The organism is Paenibacillus sp. WLX1005, assembly GCF_046603685.1.
Lineage (GTDB): Bacteria > Bacillota > Bacilli > Paenibacillales > Paenibacillaceae > Saccharibacillus.
In genome coordinates, this window is record NZ_CP176756.1 from 5,044,277 (window position 1) to 5,065,485 (window position 21,209).

Below are 21,209 nucleotides of genomic sequence, written 5' to 3' on the forward strand. Positions count from 1 at the left end.
GGACAAATCTAGCCTTTTTCCAAGTACTCTATTCCCTATTCTTCATCCTGTTCACTGTACCTCACGATGCTCCATCATCCTTCCCAATGAAGCATTCACACGTTAACCAACCGCCTGACCAGCAAACTGACTGTTGTACAGATCCGCATAAAATCCATTCCGTTCCAACAACTGGTCATGCGTACCCTGCTCGATCACTTCGCCGTGGTTCATGACCAGAATGTGATCGGCGCCGCGAATCGTGGACAGACGATGGGCAATGACGAAGCTCGTGCGATCCTGCATTAGCTCATTCATCGCCTGCTGAATTAGCACCTCGGTGCGTGTATCGACACTGCTAGTTGCTTCATCCAGAATCAGAATCGACGGGTCAGCGAGAATGGCGCGTGCAATCGTGAGCAATTGCTTTTGCCCCTGTGAAATGTTGGACGCTTCTTCGTTCAGCACCGTGTCATATCCATCCGGCAAGGTACGGATAAAATGATCCGCCCGCGCCGCCTCGGCTGCCTGTACAATCTGCTCCACACTCGCACCTTCCCGACCGTAGGCGATATTGTCGCGAATCGTACCGCCAAACAACCACGTATCCTGCAACACCATACCGAACAGACTGCGCAGCTCTCCGCGTGGTATGTCCGTAATATTCCGTTCGTCGATCAGAATGCGACCGCCGTTCAACTCGTAAAAGCGCATCAGCAGATTGATCAGCGTCGTCTTGCCCGCACCAGTCGGTCCCACAATCGCTACCGTCTGCCCGGCATTTACATGAATATTCATATCCTTGATAAGCAACTGTTCCGGCTTATAGCCAAATTGTACATGTTCAAAGGTCACATCTCCGCGTACCCAGCGCGGATCGCTATCCATCGATGTGTCCGAAGTAGGAACACCCATCGATATCGAAGAACCTTGACGCTGTTGTTCTCTGGCAATAGCCAGAGCAGGCTGTACCTCCTCCTGCTCATCCAGCACTTCAAATACGCGCTCTGCCGACGCAATCGCCGACTGGATAATATTCGAAATATTCGCCAGCTGCGTAATCGGCTGTGAGAATTGGCGTGCATACTGGATAAATGCCTGAATGCCACCGATGCCAATCGCACCGCGTGTCACCATAATGCCACCAACGACACAGATCAGCACATAACCGATATTACTAACAAAGTTCATCAGCGGCATAATGATACCGGAGATAAACTGTGCACGCCACCCGGATTGATACAGACGGTCATTCAGCGTATCGAATTGCGCTAGCGACTGCTGCTCCTGACCGAATGCTTTGACGATAGGATGACCAGTATACATTTCCTCCACATGTCCGTTCAGCTCACCAAGCGCCGCCTGTTGTCCGGCAAAATGCTTTTGCGAACGCTTGGCGACGAAGATGGTCGCGACCAGACTGAGCGGAATCGTCAGCACAGTGATCAGCGTAATCAGCGGGCTGAGCGATAGCATCATAATGATAACACCGACCAGCGTCACCGCTGAGGTGATTGTCTGCGTCAAGCTTTGCTGAAGCGTGGTGCTAATATTATCCACATCGTTCGTAACGCGGCTTAGTACCTCGCCATGACTGTGCCGATCATAATAACTGAGCGGCAAGCGGGTCAGCTTTTGTTTGATCTCGCGGCGCATCTCATACACCGTATTTTGCGTAATACCGGCCATCCAGAACTGCTGAATATACGAAAAGAGGGCGCTACATATATACAATCCGGCGAGCATCAATAGCAAACGCGAGATCAGACCAAAGTCGATCTCCCGTCCGCCGCTCACACTGTGAAACAATTCATCCGTCGCCATCCCGAGAATGCGCGGCGAAATAATACTGAATACGGTACTCAAAATCGCCGCCACCAGCACCCCGGTCAGTTGCAGACGATGCGGCTTCAAATAACTCAGCAGGCGGCGGAGTGTACGACCGAAGTTTTTCGGTTTATCGCCCGGCATCATCATCCCCGGCGGACCGCCAGGAGGTCCTCCCATCGGTCCGCCCGGTGGTCTGCCAGAAGGTGGGCGTTTCGGTGGTTGCTGTTGATTCATGCGCTCTCCTCCTCCGACAACTGGGACGATACAATTTCACGGTAAACGTCACTATGTTCCATCAATTCATGATGATTGCCCATGCCGACAATACCGCCATCGTCCAGCACAATGATGCGATCTGCATCACGAACCGTACTCACACGCTGCGCGACCATTAGCACTGTGGAATGAGTCGTTTCCGCCTTCAAGGCGGCGCGCAGCCTTGCATCTGTTTTAAAATCCAGTGCCGAGAAGCTATCATCGAAAATGTACAGCTCGGGACGACGCACCAATGCACGCGCTATCGACAAGCGCTGCTTTTGCCCGCCAGACACGTTTGTACCGCCCTGCGCGATCATCGCCTGATAGCCGTCCGGCATTGCCGAGATAAAATCATCCGCCTGCGCAATGACAGCCGCATGTCGAATCTCTTCTACCGTTGCCTCACTGTGACCGTAGCGGATATTATCCGCAATCGTACCGGTGAACAGTAGCGCCTTTTGCGGGACATAGCCAATATGCTGGCGCAGCTCCGTTTGCTGCATGTTCCGAATATCTACCCCGTTGATCAAAATAGAACCGTCACTCACATCGTAAAAGCGCGGAATCAGATTCACCAGCGTCGATTTACCCGAGCCAGTACCGCCAATAATCGCTATTACTTCGCCGCGTTTGGCTGTAAACGAAATCCGGCGTAGTGCAGGCTGCTCCGCACCCGGATAATAAAATTCCACATCGCGGAATTCCAGCACTGCCGCACCTGTGTCTGCTTCAGCCACCGTCGGCTGCTCTGGATCAACGATGTCCGGCTGCATATCCAGCACTTCATTGATGCGCGTAATCGAAGCCGAAGCACGCGGCACCATAATGAAGATCGCCGACAGCATCAGAAATGAAAATAGAATCTGCGTTGCATACTGTACAAACGCCATCAGATCACCGACCTGCATCCGTCCATAATCAATCTCCATACTGCCAAACCAGACAATCGCGATAATCACCAGATCAAGAATCAGCATCATCATCGGCATCATCAGTGCCATCAGCTTGTTCACCCGAATCGCTGTATCCGCCAGATCGCGACTCGCTCCGTCAAAGCGTGTATTTTCATACCGATCCCGGTTAAAGGCACGGATGACGCGAATACCAGTCAGATTCTCGCGAATGACCATATTGAGTCGGTCGAGCTTTTGCTGCATCACTTTGAACAGCGGAAAGCCTCGCCGCCCGATCAGCCAGATTGCCAATCCAAGTAGCGGAATCGCCACGATGAAGATCAAGGATAATTGTCCCTGCTTGGAAACCGCCATAATGATACCGCCCAGCATCATCAGCGGCGCCATCAGCATCATACGTAGCATCATCGTCAATACTTGCTGCAATTGAGTAATATCGTTCGTCGTACGCGTGATTAGGGAAGCGGTACCAATTGTATCGAATTCCTGTAACGAAAAATGCTCCACATGCGCAAATACACGGCTGCGCAGATCACGTCCGAAGCCGAGCGCCACGCGCGCCGAAAAAAAACTTGCAAAAATCGAACAAATCATTCCGATTGCCGCAACAATTAGCATGTAAAAGCCGATATTCCATATATACGGGATGTTCCCGCTCACAATGCCCGTATCCACAATGTCCGCCATCAAGGTCGGCAAATACAGTTCAGACATTGTTTGAACAAACGTTAAAAACAGAATAAAAATTGCGGCCCCATAATAAGGCCGCAATAGACGGAGCATTCTGGTCATCCTCGACCATCCCCTTTTTGGGTAGGCTCCAGCGGTTCAAATACTCGTTCTTCAAAATATTGATAAGCACGTCCAAGCAGTTGTGCCAGCTTGTGACTGTCTTCCTCGCCCAGATATTCAACCAACCCCTCAAAAGAACGTTTAAATCCCGACAATGATTGTTCCATGATGGTTTCGCCTCTGTCCGTCAACGTTACACGAACAGCACGACGGTCACTTGGGTCCATATTGCGTTCTACCAGCCCGTCATTTTCCATACCCTTGATTAATTGGGTGACGGTCGGTGAGGTTACTCGCAGCATACGACTCAGTTCAGATACCTGAATCCCGCAGCTTTTGCAATCCTCTTGGTTGCCGATACAGATCAGCGCCATAATTTCACTCGGTTTGTAACCATCCACGCCTTTTTGCTTCCAATCTGCCTTTCGAAACATTCGAAACGCACGAAGCAATTCTTCGCCCATTGGCGAGATTCCTTCAAATTTTATATCTTCCACATTCTTCACCCCGAAATTTCATCACGTATTTTGTACTACACGGCAATTATTTAGCATTACTATTTATTAGGTTATCTAATTTTAGAACTTTCAGTAAATCCTTGTCAATCATTATCTCTATTATAATACCATTAGTTGCACACTTTTTAAGCTTATTCTTGCAAAATAACGTATATTCGTACCAATATATTTGCACAATACGATCTACCGTTTTTGTTTGCTTGATTTGGATTGCGCTTGTGGCAGCATTATGTCATCCCAGAGCGGGGACTTCCATATCTTAATACCACCATTAATTGTTAAATAAGTGTTAAGATATGACTTTTTTGCAAACTTGCTAAATTTTTTGACAGTTAAATGTTAAAAAAGCTTAATAACTGTACGATAAAGAGAATATGGGATTTGCGTCGTTAAGCAAACCTCGCGAATGATATAAGGAGGTATATGAAAATGAAAAAGAGCAAGCTGCGTTCGCATCAACATAGAACGTTCAAACGTGGCGCATGCGGCTGGCTGGTTATTCTGTTATTACTGCCGTCTCTACCGATTCATGCCGAGGGCATCGCCCATCATGGACAAGTCGGTCAAGATACCTTTTTGGGCGGTCAATATATGGAATTGGGCATTTCGGGCAGCGGTACGCTGGGAACATCCAGCAATAGCCCGGGCGGCTTTCACCCCGGACAGCTTCGTCAAACCATCGGATTGAATACCGACAGCGACGGCTACGATACTGGCAAGGACATGAGCAGTGGAGATTATGTACTGCCAGGCAGTCCATCGGAAGGCTTTATCGTCGGATATAAACCACAACCTTCTAGTACATCTGCCAAAAGTTTTATCAATGAAGAACTGAACGGCAATATCGAAATCCCCGGTACAACGCAAGATATATCCTCGGATGACCAACTTGCCGCTCGCACCGTCGGCAAAACGCTAGATAACGCGCTTGGAGTAGATCAAACCATTTCATTCAAACCAGGAGATTCCTTCTATAAAACCACCATTACTCTTACCAACACCAGCGTAACCGACTCCGTTTACGATGTTCACTATATGCGCTTCCTTGATCCCGATATGGATGCTGACCTGAACAGCGATAACAGCACCATCAACTGGGTTCCTTCCAATCCACCACAAGATTCCGATGCGATCGCCGTTGCGATGGGCAATGTGAGCGATAACGTATTTATGTATGTAGCAAGCGACAAGCGTGCACAAGCATCTGTCGGCTTCAGCCGCGATGCTTACAGCGAGCCTGCGTTCCGCGCAGATGGCGGACAGCATACCGATGTACAGCTGGCGGATGACTGGCTGACGCTTACCTTTAACGCTGGCGATCTGGAGCCGGGCAAATCAACAGAGCTGGTCTTCTACAGCAGCGTTGATCCGAATATGAATGCTGCTCTGTCTGCGATTCATGCCGATTACCAAACCGCACCAGAAGACCTGCCAACCGATATCGCACTGTCTAACGATACACTGACTTGGGATTCTACTGCTGGTACATTCGTTGGTCAATTGAGCGCAACGAGCAGCAATCCGGACGACGCCTTTATTTTCAGCCTCGTATCTGGTGAAGGCAGCGAAGGCAACAGCTATTTTGACATCAACAATAACCGACTGGAAGTATCTAACACTCTAGTACGTGGCGTGAACAGTTATCCTATCCGCGTGAGAGTGACCGGACCGGAAGGCGGCACATTTGAAAAGAACTTTGTCATTCATGCGACTGCACCGGAACAGAGCGCCGAGCTGACAGCCTTGTCGCTGCAAAACGGCACCCTGCAACCTTCGTTCCAACCAGATGTAACATCATATACTGCTAGCATGAACGCGGATGCTTCCAATATAACCGTATTTGCCAGCGTATATGATCATGATGCAACACTGTCTGTGAATGGCGTTGCTGTTACGGATGAAGTATATGGCACTGGTGAACTGCAATATACCGCTCCGCTGACAGACGATCTGACGACACTGGCAATGAAAGTCACTGCTCCTAACGGACGATCCAAAACGTACAACGTTGACATTATTCCAGCGTCTCTGCAAGCTCCACCGCAACAGGACACACCTGCAACGGACGATCCGGCAACCGTTCCAGCACCACCGGTTGGCGAATCGACACCGGGCAGCACACCATTCCCGGGTACACCGGTAAGTGACACGTATGTACCTGCCGAAGCACCGATTACGATCACCTTCCCGTTCCTGCCACAATTGCCGGTCGATCCAACGACTAGCATTCCGGTCATCTTTGACGGCGGTAGCGGTAGTGATGGCGCAGGTGCATCCCGCTTGGATGACATCGTTGCTTCCGGCTCCGGCACATCCGGCAGTGTAACCACTCCGGCAACGACCGATACGACCAAAGCAACCAACACCTCTGCCAAAACTTCTACAGCCGCAGATAACAGTACTGCTAGCAAAGCAGCCGTTGTTCGCAAAGGCTATGTACAAGGATATGAGGATGGTACCTTCCGTCCAGACCAACAAGTGACCCGTGCGGAACTGGCTGTGATGCTGCAACGTCTGATCGGCGATAACAGCGATAGTACTACCGCCAATTTCAAAGATGTTCCTGCTTCCTACTGGGCATCGAATGGGATTCAATTGGTAGAAACCAATGGCTGGATGAAGGGCTATCCAGACGGTAGCTTCCAACCGGGACAAGCATTGACTCGCGCTGAACTCGCTTCCCTGATCTCGCGCTGGAAAGGTCTGGACAGCAGTGATACTTCCACTGCAACGCCTGCCGATGTACAGAGCAACTGGGCAGCATCCGATATTAACAAAGTCGTCTCCGCCGGTCTGATGAAAGGCTTCCCGGACGGCAAATTCTATCCGAACCAACCGGTTACTCGCGCTGAAGTGGTTACTGTGCTGAATCGTATTCAAAGCAGCAGCACTTCCACCTCTGGTACTGCATCTTCGTGGAAAGACGTAACGCCGCAACACTGGGCATACGACGCAATTAATAAGGCTTCGGAGTAAATCCATTCGTAACATTGCGGATATTACGGATATTCATTTTCCACACAAAACGTCTAGTTGTACAAGCATTCATTAAGTAATACCCATTGCATCAGAAGTACAGCAAAATCCCCCGATACTATGAAGCGTATCGGGGGATTTTTTGTGACGATTATTCAGCGCTCCGGCTTCCACTCTGGCGGCAACAGCTGCGCATATGGATTTTGCAAAAATCGGTCGTCCACTAGCATCAGCAGCCCGTGATCCTGCTCGGTACGGATCAAACGACCGCCTGCTTGCAGTACTTTATTCATGCCCGGATATACATACGCATAGTTGTACCCGCTATGCCCTTCCCGTGCAAAATGCTCACGAATCAGCTCACGCTCCGGTCCAAGCTGCGGCAATCCAACACCGACGATAATAACACCGGTCAGCCGGTCACCTGCCAGATCGACACCTTCACTAAAAATACCGCCCATTACTGCAAAGCCAGTCAACGTGCGCGTGTGATCTGGGCGGAACGCTTCCAGAAACTTGTCTCGCTCCTCCTCCGCCATATTCGACTGCTGCACCAGAATATCGCTATCCGGCTCCAGCGCCTCAAAGGCTTCCAGCACATCACGCATATACTGATACGACGGGAAGAAGGCGAGATAATTGCCACTACGTCCGTTGACTAGCTCCGCTAGCAGCCGTGCCAGCTCATCTCGCGTTTTCTCCCGATCCCGATAGCGGGTCGACAGCGGCACAATCCGCACTTCCAGTTGTTCTCGTGAAAATGGTGACGGAATCGAGATATTGTAATCGTCCTCCTCCGCACCCAGCATATCGCGGTAATAACGAATCGGCGACAGTGTTGCCGAGAAATGAATGACCGAGCGATAGCCTTTGGCCGTCTGGCGCAATTGCAGTGACGGATCAATGCAGAACATGCGCAGCAGCACCTCGCTGCCGTCCACCTCCACATACGTAATATGGCTGGACAGATCGTACAGCCGCCCGATGCGTAGAAATGTCTGGGTCGCAAAATACGTTTCCAGCAGCAATTCAATCTCACCGTCCGCGCCCTGCTCTAGCAGCGTGACTTCGGCGCGAATCACAAACTCCTCCAGCAGCTTGAACAGATCCTCCGGTGCTTCGCTGCGACTGATCATATCCTTCTCGCCCATCTGCTTGCGCAAGCGCAGGAAGTAGGCGTTGATCGCACCAGCGATTTTGGATAGTGGATCGGATGACGTCTGGAAGTCCCGTTTTAGATTCAGAAAAGACGACTTGGTCAACTGAGCGGAAAACATATTCCGTCCGCGGTCGACGAGATTATGCGCCTCATCGACGAGCAGGACGGTGTTTTTGCGCTGATCGTCGGTCAATCGTTTGAGTGAGACACGCGGGTCGAAGACGTAGTTGTAATCGCAAATGACCGCATCCGACGCATACGAAGCGTCCAGTGACAGCTCAAATGGGCAAATCATATGCTTTTGCGCGTATTGCTCGATGATGTCGCGATTCATCAGCGTCTCGTTGGTGAGCATATCGAGAATCGCTTCATTGATCCGGTCGTAGTAACCATCCGTGTAGGCACAATTGTCGCGACCATTCATGCCGTCCGCCGTGCAAAAGCAGACCTTGTCTTTGGCGGTAATCGTCACACCGTGCAGATGCAATCCGTTTTGCTGCATCCGCCCCAGCGCATCCTCGGCATTGGCACGGGTGACCGTTTTGGCGGTCACGTACATCAGCCGCTCGGCGCGCTCGTTCCCGATACTTTTAATGACTGGAAATAAGGTCGAGATCGTCTTGCCTGTACCGGTTGGCGCTTCGGCGAATAGATTGACCTTCTCCCCGACCGTTTTGTACACCGCTCCCGCAAATTGCCGCTGCCCGGAACGATAGCCGGAGAATGGAAATGGCAGCCCTTCGATGCTCTCATTGCGGCGGCGACGGTGTTCAGCCAGCATCTCTGCATATGGTGCATACCGTGCAATCGTATCCATCGCAAAATCCTTCAGCTCCTGCCGCGTACGAATACGCTCCAGCTTCGTCTCCCGTCCGCTGCTCTTGTGCACATACGTCAGCTGTACGCGCACCTGCTCCAGCTCACGCTGCTCTGCCAAAATATGCCCGTACATCTGCGCCTGCGCCCAGTGTACCTCGCGTCCGTCGCCAATATCTTCGGCAGAGATCGAGGTGGACTTGATCTCGTCTACCGTTAACAGCCCAGCTTCATCCGTCCACATGCCGTCGCATCTGCCTTCGATGCGGAACAGCAGATCGCGGAACGGAATCTCGATTTTGAGATGTACTTCCTTTTCCCCGTGCTCGTCGTAGCCCTCTTGAATCTGCTTGTGAATGCGCGTGCCTTCTTGCATCGACTGCGCCACCCGGAAGCCGGATTCGATACTGCCCGTCCGGTACACATACTCTACCAGCGGTCGCACTGGAATCTCGATCAGAGTTGTCATGGGCGGCACCTTCCTTTCTGTGTTGTATATGTCTATCGGATACACTCAGAGTGGACTTGTGTATACAATGATTCAGTAGATTACTATCGATACTATATATTTTCAGCGACAGGAACGTCATTTCTCATCATACCAGATTTGATCCTTTGCCACGTCGCACAATATTCATAAACATACAATATTTATCCATCATCATAGCATCAAAAGACATAGCGCAATGTCAGGTTCGACCGGTATGATACTTTTATTTATAATAGTAAAAGATGGATAATATGGATAAAAATTAAGATAACGCACAGGATGCCACTGCATCCCTTTACCCTGTATGCGGAAGGATGATTCTGCTTCATGACTTCAATGCTTCGACTTCGACTGCACTTTCTATTACGTAACAAGCAAACTCGGCTCATTCTGCTGCTGACGCTATGCCTATCACTGCTGATCTCATCCATTGGTCTGTTCTCGTATTCCCGTTATCGGCAGGAGCTAGACAGTGAGCTGAATATTCCGAATATCGAACTGCTGCAAATCAATCTGGATGTGACCAACCGTGCCTTTCGCCAGTTCGACAATCTGGCGGTGGATGCGTCATTTCAGCCAGATGTGCTGCGCAATATGAATGATACCAATGAAAATGGCACGGCGTCCTCCAATCTGCGAAGTTATTTGCAAACGTTATCATCGACCGAAGGCATCTCATCGATTCAATTGATTCGCTTTGCGGACGAAACGGTATTGTCCAGTGACCACAAGCGGCAAAGCTGGCAACAAGCGCCTGACAATACATGGATGGATTCTATTCGGCAAGTGCAGCGACGCCCACTGTTAATCCAACGACGCTGGCAGGGACGAGATGCAGCCCAGGGCAATACGATGCTGTTATCACTGGCACGCCCAGTCGTCGTACACGGGCAAGTGCGTGGCGCAGTGCTGGTCAATCTTGATTACGACCGCTTCTTTTCCAACTTTTACGTGCATCTGTCCAGTGCGCAGATGGTGTACGATCTGGACGGACGCTTAATCTATCCGAAGCAGGAGCAGACAGTCGATGATCACGGAATGGATCAGGTATTACAAACGTTAGGTGTACAGCCGTATGCCTATGTGCAGCTAAATGGACAGGATTATATGGCAAATCAGAGCTTTTCCGATGTGACCGGATGGCGACTTGTCTCGCTCGTACCAATGGAGGAACTACTCAAACATGTTCGGCTCGCTCGCAATATGATGCTACTGCTCTCCGCCATCTCCATCGTGATCGGCTGCGGCGTCATGTATTACTACAGCTATGCCGCCTTTCGCCCGCTGCGCCGGATCAGCACGTTGCTACAACCAGAGCAGGAGCATCCGCGCCGCACCAGTCTGCATGAGTTGGAGCATATGATCGGACGTCTTGTTGGCGATGCGCATAGCAAGGATGTGCTGGCAGAACGCAGCTTGCCGGAATTGCAAAGCAAATATGTGCAGGATATTTTACATAAACATATCGGCAGTCGCGATATCCGTGCCAAATGGGAGCAATACTTCGCCAACTGGCAACCTGCTCCACTCTATATCGTTATGCTATCGATTGATCGGTATGCCCAGTGGGCAAGGCAATATTCCGAGGACGACCGCACGCTGCTGCACTATGCGCTGCACAATCTGATCAGTGAGATTCTACGCCCACACTGGCGGCTCGTCATTGTAGGCAGTGAGCGAGATCAATGTATTGTACTCATTCAACCGGATGCGACTTCTGTACAAGAATCCGATGCCGCGCATACTGCATCAGCAGAGCAGCCGGCTGCCCATGACTATGATCGTGAATATGACAGTGATCATGAGCAGGCATATGAACAACAGTTACAGCCTGATCTATATGACATTATTGCAGCAGCAAGGCAGCACCTACGTATATCGCTTTCCGCCGGAATCGGTACACAGATGCAGTCTGTACAAGAGGTATCAATTAGCTGTGAAACGGCTTCACAGGCGCTTGCACGGCGATTGTACGCAGGGTATGGACAAGTCCATACCTATACTGCTAATACTGCTTCATCTCTGCCAGCCGAGCAGGAATGGAGAGATACACTCATAACGCTGTCAGAACAAGATGATATCCATTCGCTACTGCCTATAATACGAAATGGGTGGAACGAGATTGTTCAAACTCATCCAGCACCAGAACGTGTATATCCGCGATTGTACGATCTATTGGAGCGATTGGTGACTGCTGCTGTTCGATTGCAGCTGCATGTACCAGACGAATGGACATATGATCCGGTGCATCTGCTATCTACATTGGAGCTGGATGAGATTATTCAGCAATTGGAGCAGCTATTGCATGAGCTGGAACAACATTCCACTACACGCCGTACTTCGCGTGAGCAGATGATCATCCAAACGATTCGCGACTATATGCAGCAGCATCTGGATGACAACATCGGATTGCCTGATATCGCAGAGCAAGTGCAACTAAGCGTGTCTTCGGTTAGCCAGCTGTTCAAAGAGCAAACCGGCAGTACGATCTACGATTATTTGACCCGCTTGCGAATCGATCATGCGTGCGAGCTATTGCGTCATACCAATCTGAAAATCGCCGATATCGCTCACAAGGTCGGCTACCAGAACGAGAACAGCTTTATCCGTACCTTTCGCAAATACAAATTCACCACACCGGGCAAATATCGGGAACAGCACTAAGCAGCCCCACCCAGTATAGAGTGGGCAGTATCGCTGAACAAGCTACACAATCAATCTTCAAGCAAGCCATATCATGCATATGCAGATTGACCAGACAGTATGCACATCTTCCAAACCCGCGCCACGTCGGCGTTTTGGCGTACATGATGGCGAAATGCAGTATAGATGTACATCTGACCGCAGACTACACTGAGACTGTACCCGTTGAGCCTATGATCCCGGCACACTTTGACATCGTAAGGTGAACAGAATGTGCACTTGGCTGATATGGCAAACGGACAACAGCAATCTGCGGGAGGTGAATAATCCCATTGCCACTAGATCCGATATGCTCCCATCGTTGATCGTATTCGCATAGGATATACGATATCCACATACGATCAACGATGTGAGTATACGAATAGAAGCATACGCTTCACTCTTGACATCGTTGGAACAGAATAGCGAGAGTAGCTTTCTAGTGGCAATCGAAATGAGGGTGTGTCCCATTGTTCAAATTATCATTCCAAATGAATAGACGACTCCGCCGAACGGCAGGCATCATCATAACGGCGGGACTGGTGATCGGATTGATTACCTTTTTTGCAGGTAGATGGTCGCCGGTATTTCCATTTTCCGGGCAGGCGGACGGACATTATCCGCAAAAGCCCATTACACTTGTCGTCCCGTATGCGGTCGGTGGTGGTACAGATATTACTGCGCGAGCGCTAGTAGAAGCAACACAGCCGTATCTGAGCCAGCCCATTCATGTGGTGAACCGCACTGGTGGCGGCGGGGCAATCGGTCTGATGGAAGGCGCGGGCGCCAAGCCAGACGGATATACCGTCACCTATCTGGTTGCCGAGCTAACTACATTGCCTCATATGGGCTTGCTGCCGATGGATTATCGTCAGTTCAAACCGATTATACAAACGAATGCCGATCCGTCCGCCATTACGGTACGGGCAGATGCACCGTGGAAGACTGCGGAGCAATTTCTCACGTATGCACGCACTCATCCCGGCGAACTGCGCATGGGCAATGCAGGCACCGGCAGTATTTGGCACCTCGCTGCCGCCATGCTGGAACGATCCGCGCATGTGACCTTTACCCATATTCCATATGAAGGTGCTGGACCTGCTGTATCCGCGCTAGATAGCGGCTTTGTCGATGCGGTGCCAGTCAGCCCCGCCGAAGTGAAACAGGATGTGGATATTGGCAAGCTACGCATATTATTTATTAATGGCAATGAGCGGTCGCAAGTCTTCCCGCAAATTCCGACGTTGCAAGAAGCAACCGGATATACGACGGATTTTAACGGCACTTGGCGTGGACTTGCGGTGCCGCAAGATACACCTGACGAGATTGTACACATTCTTGCCGATGCCTTCACCCGCGGTACTGGTGAACCAGCATTTCGCGAACAGATGGCAGATGCCGGTCTCGGACTGCGCGTACGTAGCAGTGACGAATGGGAGCAGCAGCTCAGGCAAAGTCACGAACGGTATGCCAGATTAATTCCCGAGCTTGGTTTAAGCCGCAATGAAGCAGGGCAGCCGTGAATATGCGCTGCTTCGTGTCACCAGATGCAGACAGATCTGTGAAGGCAAGGTACACGAAAGGACAAATTAACGATGAGAATCAAATATTTTATCGATAAAATCCCCGGTGGTATGATGCTGGTGCCACTGTTCATCGGAGCATTAGTGCACACGTTCACACCGGGAGCTGGCGAATACTTTGGCTCGTTTACCAAAGGGTTAATGACCGGTACGGTGCCGATTCTGGCAGTCTGGTTTTTCTGTATGGGTGCTTCGATTGATGTACGTGCTACAGGTACCGTGCTGCGCAAATCCGGTACACTCGTGCTAACCAAAATTGCGGTCGCATGGGTGGTGGCGATGATTGCTGCGCAATTCTTGCCGACAGGCGGTGTTCAGACTGGATTTTTCGCCGGATTATCGGTGCTGGCACTTATTGCAGCGATGGACATGACCAACGGCGGACTGTATGCGTCTATTATGCAGCAGTATGGTAGTAAGGAAGAAGCCGGAGCGTTTGTGCTCATGTCGCTAGAATCTGGACCGCTGGTCACGATGCTGATTCTTGGCAGTACAGGCATGGCGGTATTCGAACCACAGACATTCGTTGGAGCGGTATTGCCGTTTCTGGTCGGCTTTTTGCTGGGGAATCTGGATCATGATCTACGCGCGTATTTTGGCAAGGCAACGCAGACGCTGATTCCGTTCTTTGGCTTTGCGCTTGGTTGTACGATCGATCTGGGCGTGATTGCACAAACAGGCATGCTCGGCATTGTGCTGGGGATTGCCGTTATCATCATTACTGGTATTCCGCTCATGCTGGCGGATCGCTGGATCGGTGGCGGTAACGGTACGGCAGGTCTTGCTGCTTCCAGTACCGCCGGTGCCGCAGTCGCCAATCCCGTCATCGTAGCGACGATGAAGCCGGAATTTCTACCAGCGGCTCAATCGGCAACCGCCCTTGTAGCCGCGTCGGTCATTGTGACTTCCATTGTAGTACCGATCCTGACTGCATACTGGGCGAAGCATATGAAAAAAAAGCATGGTCATCTGCAAACAGCAGCGGATGCTCCCCTGCAACCGACAGACGCTGAGGTCAAGCTTCGTAATGCCCGCAGCCATACGTAAGATGCAACACGAATCTTAGCTAATATTCATTCTGCATTCGGCTCACAACCGTTTAACGCTATCCTCTGCTCCGTATATTCATATGGACAGCTCCGCCTCCAAACTGGATAATATTGCTGGAAATTGGAAAATGATCTCTGGAGGCGATACATATGAAACATGCAATGAGCAAACTGTTATTATCGACTGCCCTGACGGCTGCTGCTTTTACCGCTATCATGCCAGTGCCATCTGCGCACGCGGCGGTCATCGACCACGACAAAGTGGTTGGCTTCAGCGAAGTTACACCGACCAACGACTCGCAAAAAGCTGCCAAAACGTTTCAACCGTTTCTAAAGGTGTACAACGGCAGTGTGCCCTTCCCAGCAGTCGATGCACAGGGCAATACGAGCGGCGGCTTGCAGCCGACAGGTGCCTCCGAAGGTCAGAGCAGTAAAAGCACCGGGCAAATTTATGCTCGTTCCGGCTGGTATAACGGGGTCTGGGCGATTATGTATGCGTGGTATTTTCCAAAGGATGAGTCTTCTCCAGGGCTTGGTCATCGACACGACTGGGAAACTGCCGTGATCTGGATTGATAATCCGGCAGTGACAAGCCCCAAAGTACAATCCATCTCTTATTCGCAGCATGGCGATCTGCTGAATGCAGCACCGACAAGCAGCAATATGAGCGGCAATCATGCGCTCATCGGCTACCGCAGCGTGTGGCCCCTCAATCATTCCTTATTCAGCGTAACCGATGTGGGTGGTACACAGCCGTTGATCAACTGGGAGCAGCTGACTCCGGCAGCACGGACAGCGCTGAATACGACCGACTTTGGCTCTGCCAATGTGCCGCTCAATGATGCGAATTTTAATACGAATTTGCAGAAGGCATGGTTTAAATAAGCCGTAAGTTTGCCTGGATGATGCAGTCTCCACTGTGTGGATTACCTTTTGTATCCCAATACTGTCCATATCAAAAAAGCCCGGATATCGTGTACAGACACGCATCCGGGCTTTTGCTATAGCATGCCAGCTTTGCATTTCAACTTTCAACTGTTCATATGAGTGATATCTATAAATGAGACGAATCTCTCTTTTTTGTTGGTTTATTGACATATCGAGAAAAACAGATATAATGATTTGCATGGAACCAATTGATGTATTCAAAGCTTTATCGAATGAGACTCGCCTCAACATTTTAAAGTGGTTAAGGGAACCAGAGAAGCATTTTCCTAAACAAGGAGCACATATTCCGAAGGAGGAGAATTTTGATGGTGGAGTATGTGTAGGCGATATTCAAGAAAAAGCTAAAGTTTCTCAATCTACGGTATCACACTACTTAAACATCATGCAGAAGGCGAATTTACTCGAATCTGTACGCTATGGTCAGTGGACGTATTATAGAAGAAACGAACATTTTATTCGTCAATTCATTGAGTTGATAGAATCTGAAATCTAAGATTTGGGTTAAAGGAGGACTTAGCTGTAAAGATCAAGTTATAGGTTCATTAGATAAATATAAAAATAAAATATTTTTTTTTTTTTAATTAATCGATTATTCTCGATATATAGTTTAACGTTCTGTTCAGATGATTTTGATTGAAGGAATGAATATTATGATCTTGCATATGACGGCTTAATAAGGAAGGAAGACAGGCGTGAAAAAATTAATCTTTTATATCATTGCTATTTTTACTGGATCTCTACTCAGTCTTGAAGGAGCTCTCTATGGCAAACTAGGGGAACAGGTTGGAACGTTGGAGACGGATTTTTATAATTTCTTTATGGGAGCAATCATTTCGCTCATTCTCCTTATTTTTTTTGGACGTGGAAACTTAAAGCAAATCACTACATTTCCTAAATGGAATCTAATTGGTGGTGTTTTAGGTGTCACTTACTTATTGACCTTAGTTATTGGTGTTCCAATTGTCGGTGTAGGCGTTTCTATGATTGCGATTGTTGTAGGACAAATGGTTACCAGTATGTTAATTGATCATTTTGGTTGGCTTGGGAGTACGCGCAAAAGAATTGGCTCCAAACGAGTAGCAGCTTTAATCCTCATGTTAGCTGCATTAGTCTTTACTTTATTTTAATACCAAGGAGGATTTTTCATGGGAATTGGATTATTAATTGTCATTGTAACATTAATAGGTGGTGCAGGACTTAGCGCCCAGTCTTCTCTTAATGGTAAAATCAGTCGCACCATTGGACTGTTGGAAACAGTATTCTTTACTTTCGCTTCCGGTGCTCTAGTATTAGCAGTACTCGTTATTTTTTTTGGAAGTGGACATTTGTTTGATCTCATTCATGCACCAAAATTACAATTGTCAGCTGTTTTCTTAGGGTTCGGTTACTTATTCCTATCCACATTTTCTGTAAACATGATTGGAGTTACTCCCGCGAACCTAACCGCAATTGTTGGACAATTGTTAGCCGGATTTGTTATTGATGCTATCGGTCTCTTCGGTAGTGAAATAATCAATTTTTCATGGCAACGCGGTGTTTCGCTGGTTTTAATGTTAATTGCCCTGTCACTAATCTTTAGTGAAAAAACAGAAAGTGTACAAATCGCAAAATAAGATAGATACCCTTCTCAGCAAATGTACAGCTCTCATGAGTAATTCTTATACACTTTTCTCGTAACAAAGCAAAAACGAAAAGTATAAAAACCCATATACCAATCATTCATATCTTATATGATCTAACCAAAAAGGCGCCTAACATTAGGCGCCTTTTCACATTAACTGTTTAATGTAATTGTAGATTATCACTTGTAAATAGAACACTTATCGCATAATGCTAGTACGTTTATCATATATACCTATTACTCACAGTTCATGCGAAAATTTGCAATTTCGTTGGCATATGATACGTTTTGTTGTCTTGCGCAGTACAAGCTGTTGCTGATCAGTCGCCGATTTTCACCAGAATCTTCGCGTGGCTCTTATCGCTGAGCAGTAGCTCCAACCCTTGCTCCACAATATCATCGAGCTTGATTTTGCGTGTGATGACCTGCTTCACATCCAGCGCGCCAGCAGCGATTAGCGAAATAATCTCCGGGAAAATGTGGCGGTATGCCAGCGTTGCCGTGATCGTCGCTTCCTTCACTAGCAGTTGGAAAAAGTCCACTTGCAGCGGCTTGGAAATGGCAGCGATGACAACTACCTGTCCACCTTTTTTCACAATCGATACCGCGCTGTCCATCGTTGGCTGTACACCCGCCGCTTCAAAGGCAATATCAATGCCACCCGATTGCTGGCTAATTACTTCGGTAGCATTCACTTTGGCACTATTGACCGGAATCGCGCCAAGCTTTGCCGCCAGATCCAGACGCTCGTCGAATACGTCTACAGCGAAGATTTGCGACGCGCCTGCGGCTTTGGCACATAGCACGGTTAGCAGACCGATTGGACCAGCGCCGTATACGACTACTTTTTGCCCGACTTTGAGACTGCTGTGCCGTACCGCGTGCATCGCTACCGCTGTCGGCTCGACCAGCGCGCCTTCCTCAAAAGAAACCTCATCCGGGATCTGATGTGCCATGTACGCTTCCACTACGACATAATCAGCGAAGCCGCCATCACTGTTCAAACCGACAAAGCCAAAATCTACACATTGATTGTACTGTCCATGCAGACAATATTCACATACCCCGCAATGATACAACGGCTCTACCACAACGCGCTGACCTACATTGATTCCGCTTACATTTTCACCTAGCTCTACAATCGTTCCGGCAAACTCGTGACCAAGTGTCAGCGGCGCCTTTTGATGGGATAACGGATGCTCCTGCCCTTCCTGAATTCCTACGCCATGATGATACGCATGCAGATCACTACCGCAAATACCCGCGTATTCAACCTTGATCTTCACCTGACCCGCTTGTACACTACGCACCTCGCGTTCCTCGACCCGCACATCCTTTTCACCATACCAGACTGCTGCTTTCATGACATACATCTCCTTTTGCATTCTATGGGCTCTATTCAAATGATGGATTACACTCAATCCGTATTGTTCAAATTTTATTATATCGCCAATACAATATCATTTATAATAATAGATATTAATAGAACCATTAGTAAAAATAATGGAAGGAGAACATCATATGAATCTGGAGCAGCTAGAATATATCGTAGAAATCGCCAAAACGCGTTCCTTCTCCGCCGCTGCATTGCAGTTGCATATGACCCAGTCGGCAATCAGTCAATCGGTACAGCGCTTGGAGCAGGAATTGCAGCTGACGATCTTCGAACGTTCACGGCAGGGCACAATTCCGACCGAAGAAGGCAAAGTATTGATCGAGCAGGCAATCGACATTTTACAACGTGTGCAGTTGATGCGCCTGACTGGAGAGGAGAGCGGGCAACTGAGCGGTTCGATCCATGCTGCTACCTTTCCTAGCGTGATGCCGTATCTGATCCAGACGACAGCAGATATGAAGCTGGAGTATCCAGATCTCGATATCTCAATTGAGGAAAAGAGTTCGATGGACATCGTGGAGGACATTCGGCAGAATCGCACCCAGCTTGGGTTTATCGCCATTTATAACCAGCAGCTCTCCGGGTTGAATGGACTGCGCTTCAGTCCGATGTATACTGGCAAACTGGTAATTGGTGCGCATCCAGATTCCCAATTGGCACAGTATAGCCGGGTGACCCCAGAGCAATTGATCCAGCACAAGCTGGCGCTGTACAATGACCGATTTGTACATGATTTTGTAGATCGGTTCACGGATACATACGGCGCATTGTCGATTCTGTTCTGGACGAACAACTCCGAGGCGATTACGAGCACGATGGATAGCGGTCTTGCCGCGAGCATCGGGCATGACTTTTCCCTGTATCAACATCCACTGTACAAGGCAGGTCGCATCAAAATTATCGAGATCGCCGATATTCATCAACCGGATATGCAGATCGGCTTTGTCCAGTCGCAAGCACGCCCGCTCAGTCCGGGTGCAGAGCGCTTTGCCACCCGTTTTCGGCAGGCGATTGAGATGGCGCATTTATAACAGACAACAGGCGAAGCTTAACTACCAAGCTTCGCCTGTTCAAGTGCCTAATGACACTCCCACCATAAATAACATCACTGCCGCATCTTCTCGCGCGTAAACCGCAGCCATTCGCGCGCGGCAAACGACAAATACCGCTCCCGATGCCAGATCATACCAAGCTGCCACGGAATCACCGGCTGAATACCGGGGATGATGTGCAGATGCTCCTGATTGATCTGACTACAGATCGTCTCCGGCAATAGCGCAATACCGAGTCCCGCACCAACCATCTCGCTAATCAGATCCCATTGCGAACTTTCATAGATTACCCTTGGCTGAAAGCCTGCCTTAATACACGAATCGATAATCCGCCCATGCAGCGTGAAGTCCTCACGGAAAATAATAAAAGAATCTTCCGCCAGCTCCTTCATCTCCACCTGCTTGCGCCCGACCAATCGATGCGTCGTCGGCACAAGCAGATTCAACTTTTCCTCTCGAAAGGAAAAATGCTCCAGTACATTCTCTGCTACCGGCAATACGGTCATACCAATATCAAGCGAGCCGTTCACCACATCGCTTTCTACCTTTTTCCCACCATCCTCAAACAATTGAATCGTCACATTCGGATATAGCTGATGAAATTCCCCGATAATCTGTGGGAAGAAGCGCGACCCGATCATCGGCGGCAATCCGATGCGCAGATGCCCGCTCTCCAGATTACGCAGATCATCCAGCTGCGATGACAGACTTTGAAATGACTTCACGATCGTTTGCGCCTGCTGCTCAATAACCCGCCCTGCATCAGTCAGCTCCACCGTCCGTCCAATCCGATTAAATAGCGGCGCACCCAACTCTTCCTCCAGCGAGCGAATCGTCTTGCTGATCGTCGGTTGCGTGATGAACAGCGCTTCTGCTGCTTTGGTGAAACTGCCCGTTCGTACCACTTCCATAAAATACTCCAGATGCCGAATATCCAATTGCTCATCCTCCTTCTATCCACCGATATATATCAAACATTCCAAAACGGAATACATTTCATGCCATATATGAATTTTACCTATGAAAGAAAGAGATGTAAACTTTTCATATCAACCGGTATGGCGGATCGCATTCAGGCATCAGCTGCGCCGGTTTCATCATTCCAAACCTAGGGCTGATCAAGCCTGCTACGTATAGAAAGAAGGA

Annotated in this window: 15 protein-coding genes; 9 read left to right on the forward strand and 6 right to left on the reverse strand. The window is 49.2% G+C overall.

Features of this window, described 5'->3' with window-relative positions; translation table 11 throughout:
• Positions 1–102: 102 nt before the first annotated feature.
• From ACE3MZ_RS21600 to ACE3MZ_RS21610, 3 genes are read right to left on the reverse strand one after another with little or no spacing between them, the layout of a single operon-like run.
• Positions 103–2,043, reverse strand: a complete 1,941-nt coding sequence (locus tag ACE3MZ_RS21600) for an ABC transporter ATP-binding protein (RefSeq protein WP_411344143.1) — start codon at positions 2,041–2,043, stop codon at positions 103–105.
• The gene (locus ACE3MZ_RS21605; protein ID WP_411344144.1) at positions 2,040–3,773 is read right to left on the reverse strand and encodes an ABC transporter ATP-binding protein; all 1,734 of its coding nucleotides are present in this window, start codon (positions 3,771–3,773) and stop codon (positions 2,040–2,042) included. Before ACE3MZ_RS21605 ends, ACE3MZ_RS21600 begins: the two co-directional genes overlap by 4 nt.
• Positions 3,770–4,270, reverse strand: a complete 501-nt coding sequence (locus tag ACE3MZ_RS21610) for a MarR family winged helix-turn-helix transcriptional regulator (RefSeq protein ID WP_411344145.1) — start codon at positions 4,268–4,270, stop codon at positions 3,770–3,772. The genes ACE3MZ_RS21605 and ACE3MZ_RS21610 overlap by 4 nt, the downstream gene beginning before the upstream one ends.
• A 450-nt stretch (positions 4,271–4,720) precedes the next feature.
• Between ACE3MZ_RS21610 and ACE3MZ_RS21615 the strand changes: the two genes are divergently transcribed.
• Positions 4,721–7,267: an S-layer homology domain-containing protein gene (locus ACE3MZ_RS21615; protein ID WP_411344146.1), complete on the forward strand. Its 2,547-nt coding sequence runs from the start codon at positions 4,721–4,723 to the stop codon at positions 7,265–7,267.
• 155 nt (positions 7,268–7,422) lie between these two features.
• Here ACE3MZ_RS21615 and ACE3MZ_RS21620 read toward each other — a convergent pair whose 3' ends face one another.
• Entirely contained in the window at positions 7,423–9,711 is a 2,289-nt protein-coding gene (locus tag ACE3MZ_RS21620) for an ATP-dependent DNA helicase (protein WP_411344147.1), read from the reverse strand.
• 348 nt (positions 9,712–10,059) lie between these two features.
• Here ACE3MZ_RS21620 and ACE3MZ_RS21625 point away from each other — a divergent pair, with 348 nt between their 5' ends.
• From ACE3MZ_RS21625 to ACE3MZ_RS21655, 7 genes are all read left to right on the forward strand, one after another.
• Positions 10,060–12,396, forward strand: coding sequence for an AraC family transcriptional regulator (locus ACE3MZ_RS21625; protein WP_411344148.1), 2,337 nt, complete (start codon positions 10,060–10,062; stop codon positions 12,394–12,396).
• A 509-nt stretch (positions 12,397–12,905) separates the two neighbouring features.
• Positions 12,906–13,937, forward strand: a complete 1,032-nt coding sequence (locus ACE3MZ_RS21630; RefSeq protein ID WP_411346880.1) for a tripartite tricarboxylate transporter substrate binding protein — start codon at positions 12,906–12,908, stop codon at positions 13,935–13,937.
• 72 nt (positions 13,938–14,009) lie between these two features.
• A complete protein-coding gene (gene kdgT, locus ACE3MZ_RS21635) occupies positions 14,010–15,044 on the forward strand; it encodes a 2-keto-3-deoxygluconate transporter (protein ID WP_411344149.1) in 1,035 nt (344 codons plus the stop codon).
• Positions 15,045–15,208: 164 nt separating this feature from the next.
• Positions 15,209–15,931 (forward strand): NPP1 family protein, encoded by a 723-nt coding sequence (locus ACE3MZ_RS21640; RefSeq protein ID WP_411346881.1) that lies wholly within the window; start codon positions 15,209–15,211, stop codon positions 15,929–15,931.
• Positions 15,932–16,172: 241 nt separating this feature from the next.
• Positions 16,173–16,487, forward strand: a complete 315-nt coding sequence (locus ACE3MZ_RS21645; RefSeq protein ID WP_411344150.1) for an ArsR/SmtB family transcription factor — start codon at positions 16,173–16,175, stop codon at positions 16,485–16,487.
• Between the two features lie 199 nt (positions 16,488–16,686).
• Positions 16,687–17,121, forward strand: coding sequence for a DMT family transporter (locus ACE3MZ_RS21650; protein ID WP_411344151.1), 435 nt, complete (start codon positions 16,687–16,689; stop codon positions 17,119–17,121).
• Between the two features lie 18 nt (positions 17,122–17,139).
• Positions 17,140–17,607, forward strand: coding sequence for a DMT family transporter (locus tag ACE3MZ_RS21655; protein WP_411344152.1), 468 nt, complete (start codon positions 17,140–17,142; stop codon positions 17,605–17,607).
• Between the two features lie 328 nt (positions 17,608–17,935).
• On the opposite strand, the gene ACE3MZ_RS21660 is transcribed toward ACE3MZ_RS21655, so the two are convergent.
• Positions 17,936–18,979 (reverse strand): 2,3-butanediol dehydrogenase, encoded by a 1,044-nt coding sequence (locus ACE3MZ_RS21660; RefSeq protein WP_411344153.1) that lies wholly within the window; start codon positions 18,977–18,979, stop codon positions 17,936–17,938.
• Between the two features lie 157 nt (positions 18,980–19,136).
• Here ACE3MZ_RS21660 and ACE3MZ_RS21665 point away from each other — a divergent pair, with 157 nt between their 5' ends.
• Positions 19,137–20,042 carry a LysR family transcriptional regulator gene (locus ACE3MZ_RS21665; protein WP_411344154.1) on the forward strand — a complete coding sequence of 302 codons (906 nt, stop codon included), beginning with the start codon at positions 19,137–19,139 and terminating at the stop codon, positions 20,040–20,042.
• 74 nt (positions 20,043–20,116) lie between these two features.
• On the opposite strand, the gene cidR is transcribed toward ACE3MZ_RS21665, so the two are convergent.
• Positions 20,117–21,001, reverse strand: coding sequence for a cidABC operon transcriptional activator CidR (cidR, locus tag ACE3MZ_RS21670; protein WP_411344155.1), 885 nt, complete (start codon positions 20,999–21,001; stop codon positions 20,117–20,119).
• Positions 21,002–21,209: the final 208 nt, after the last annotated feature.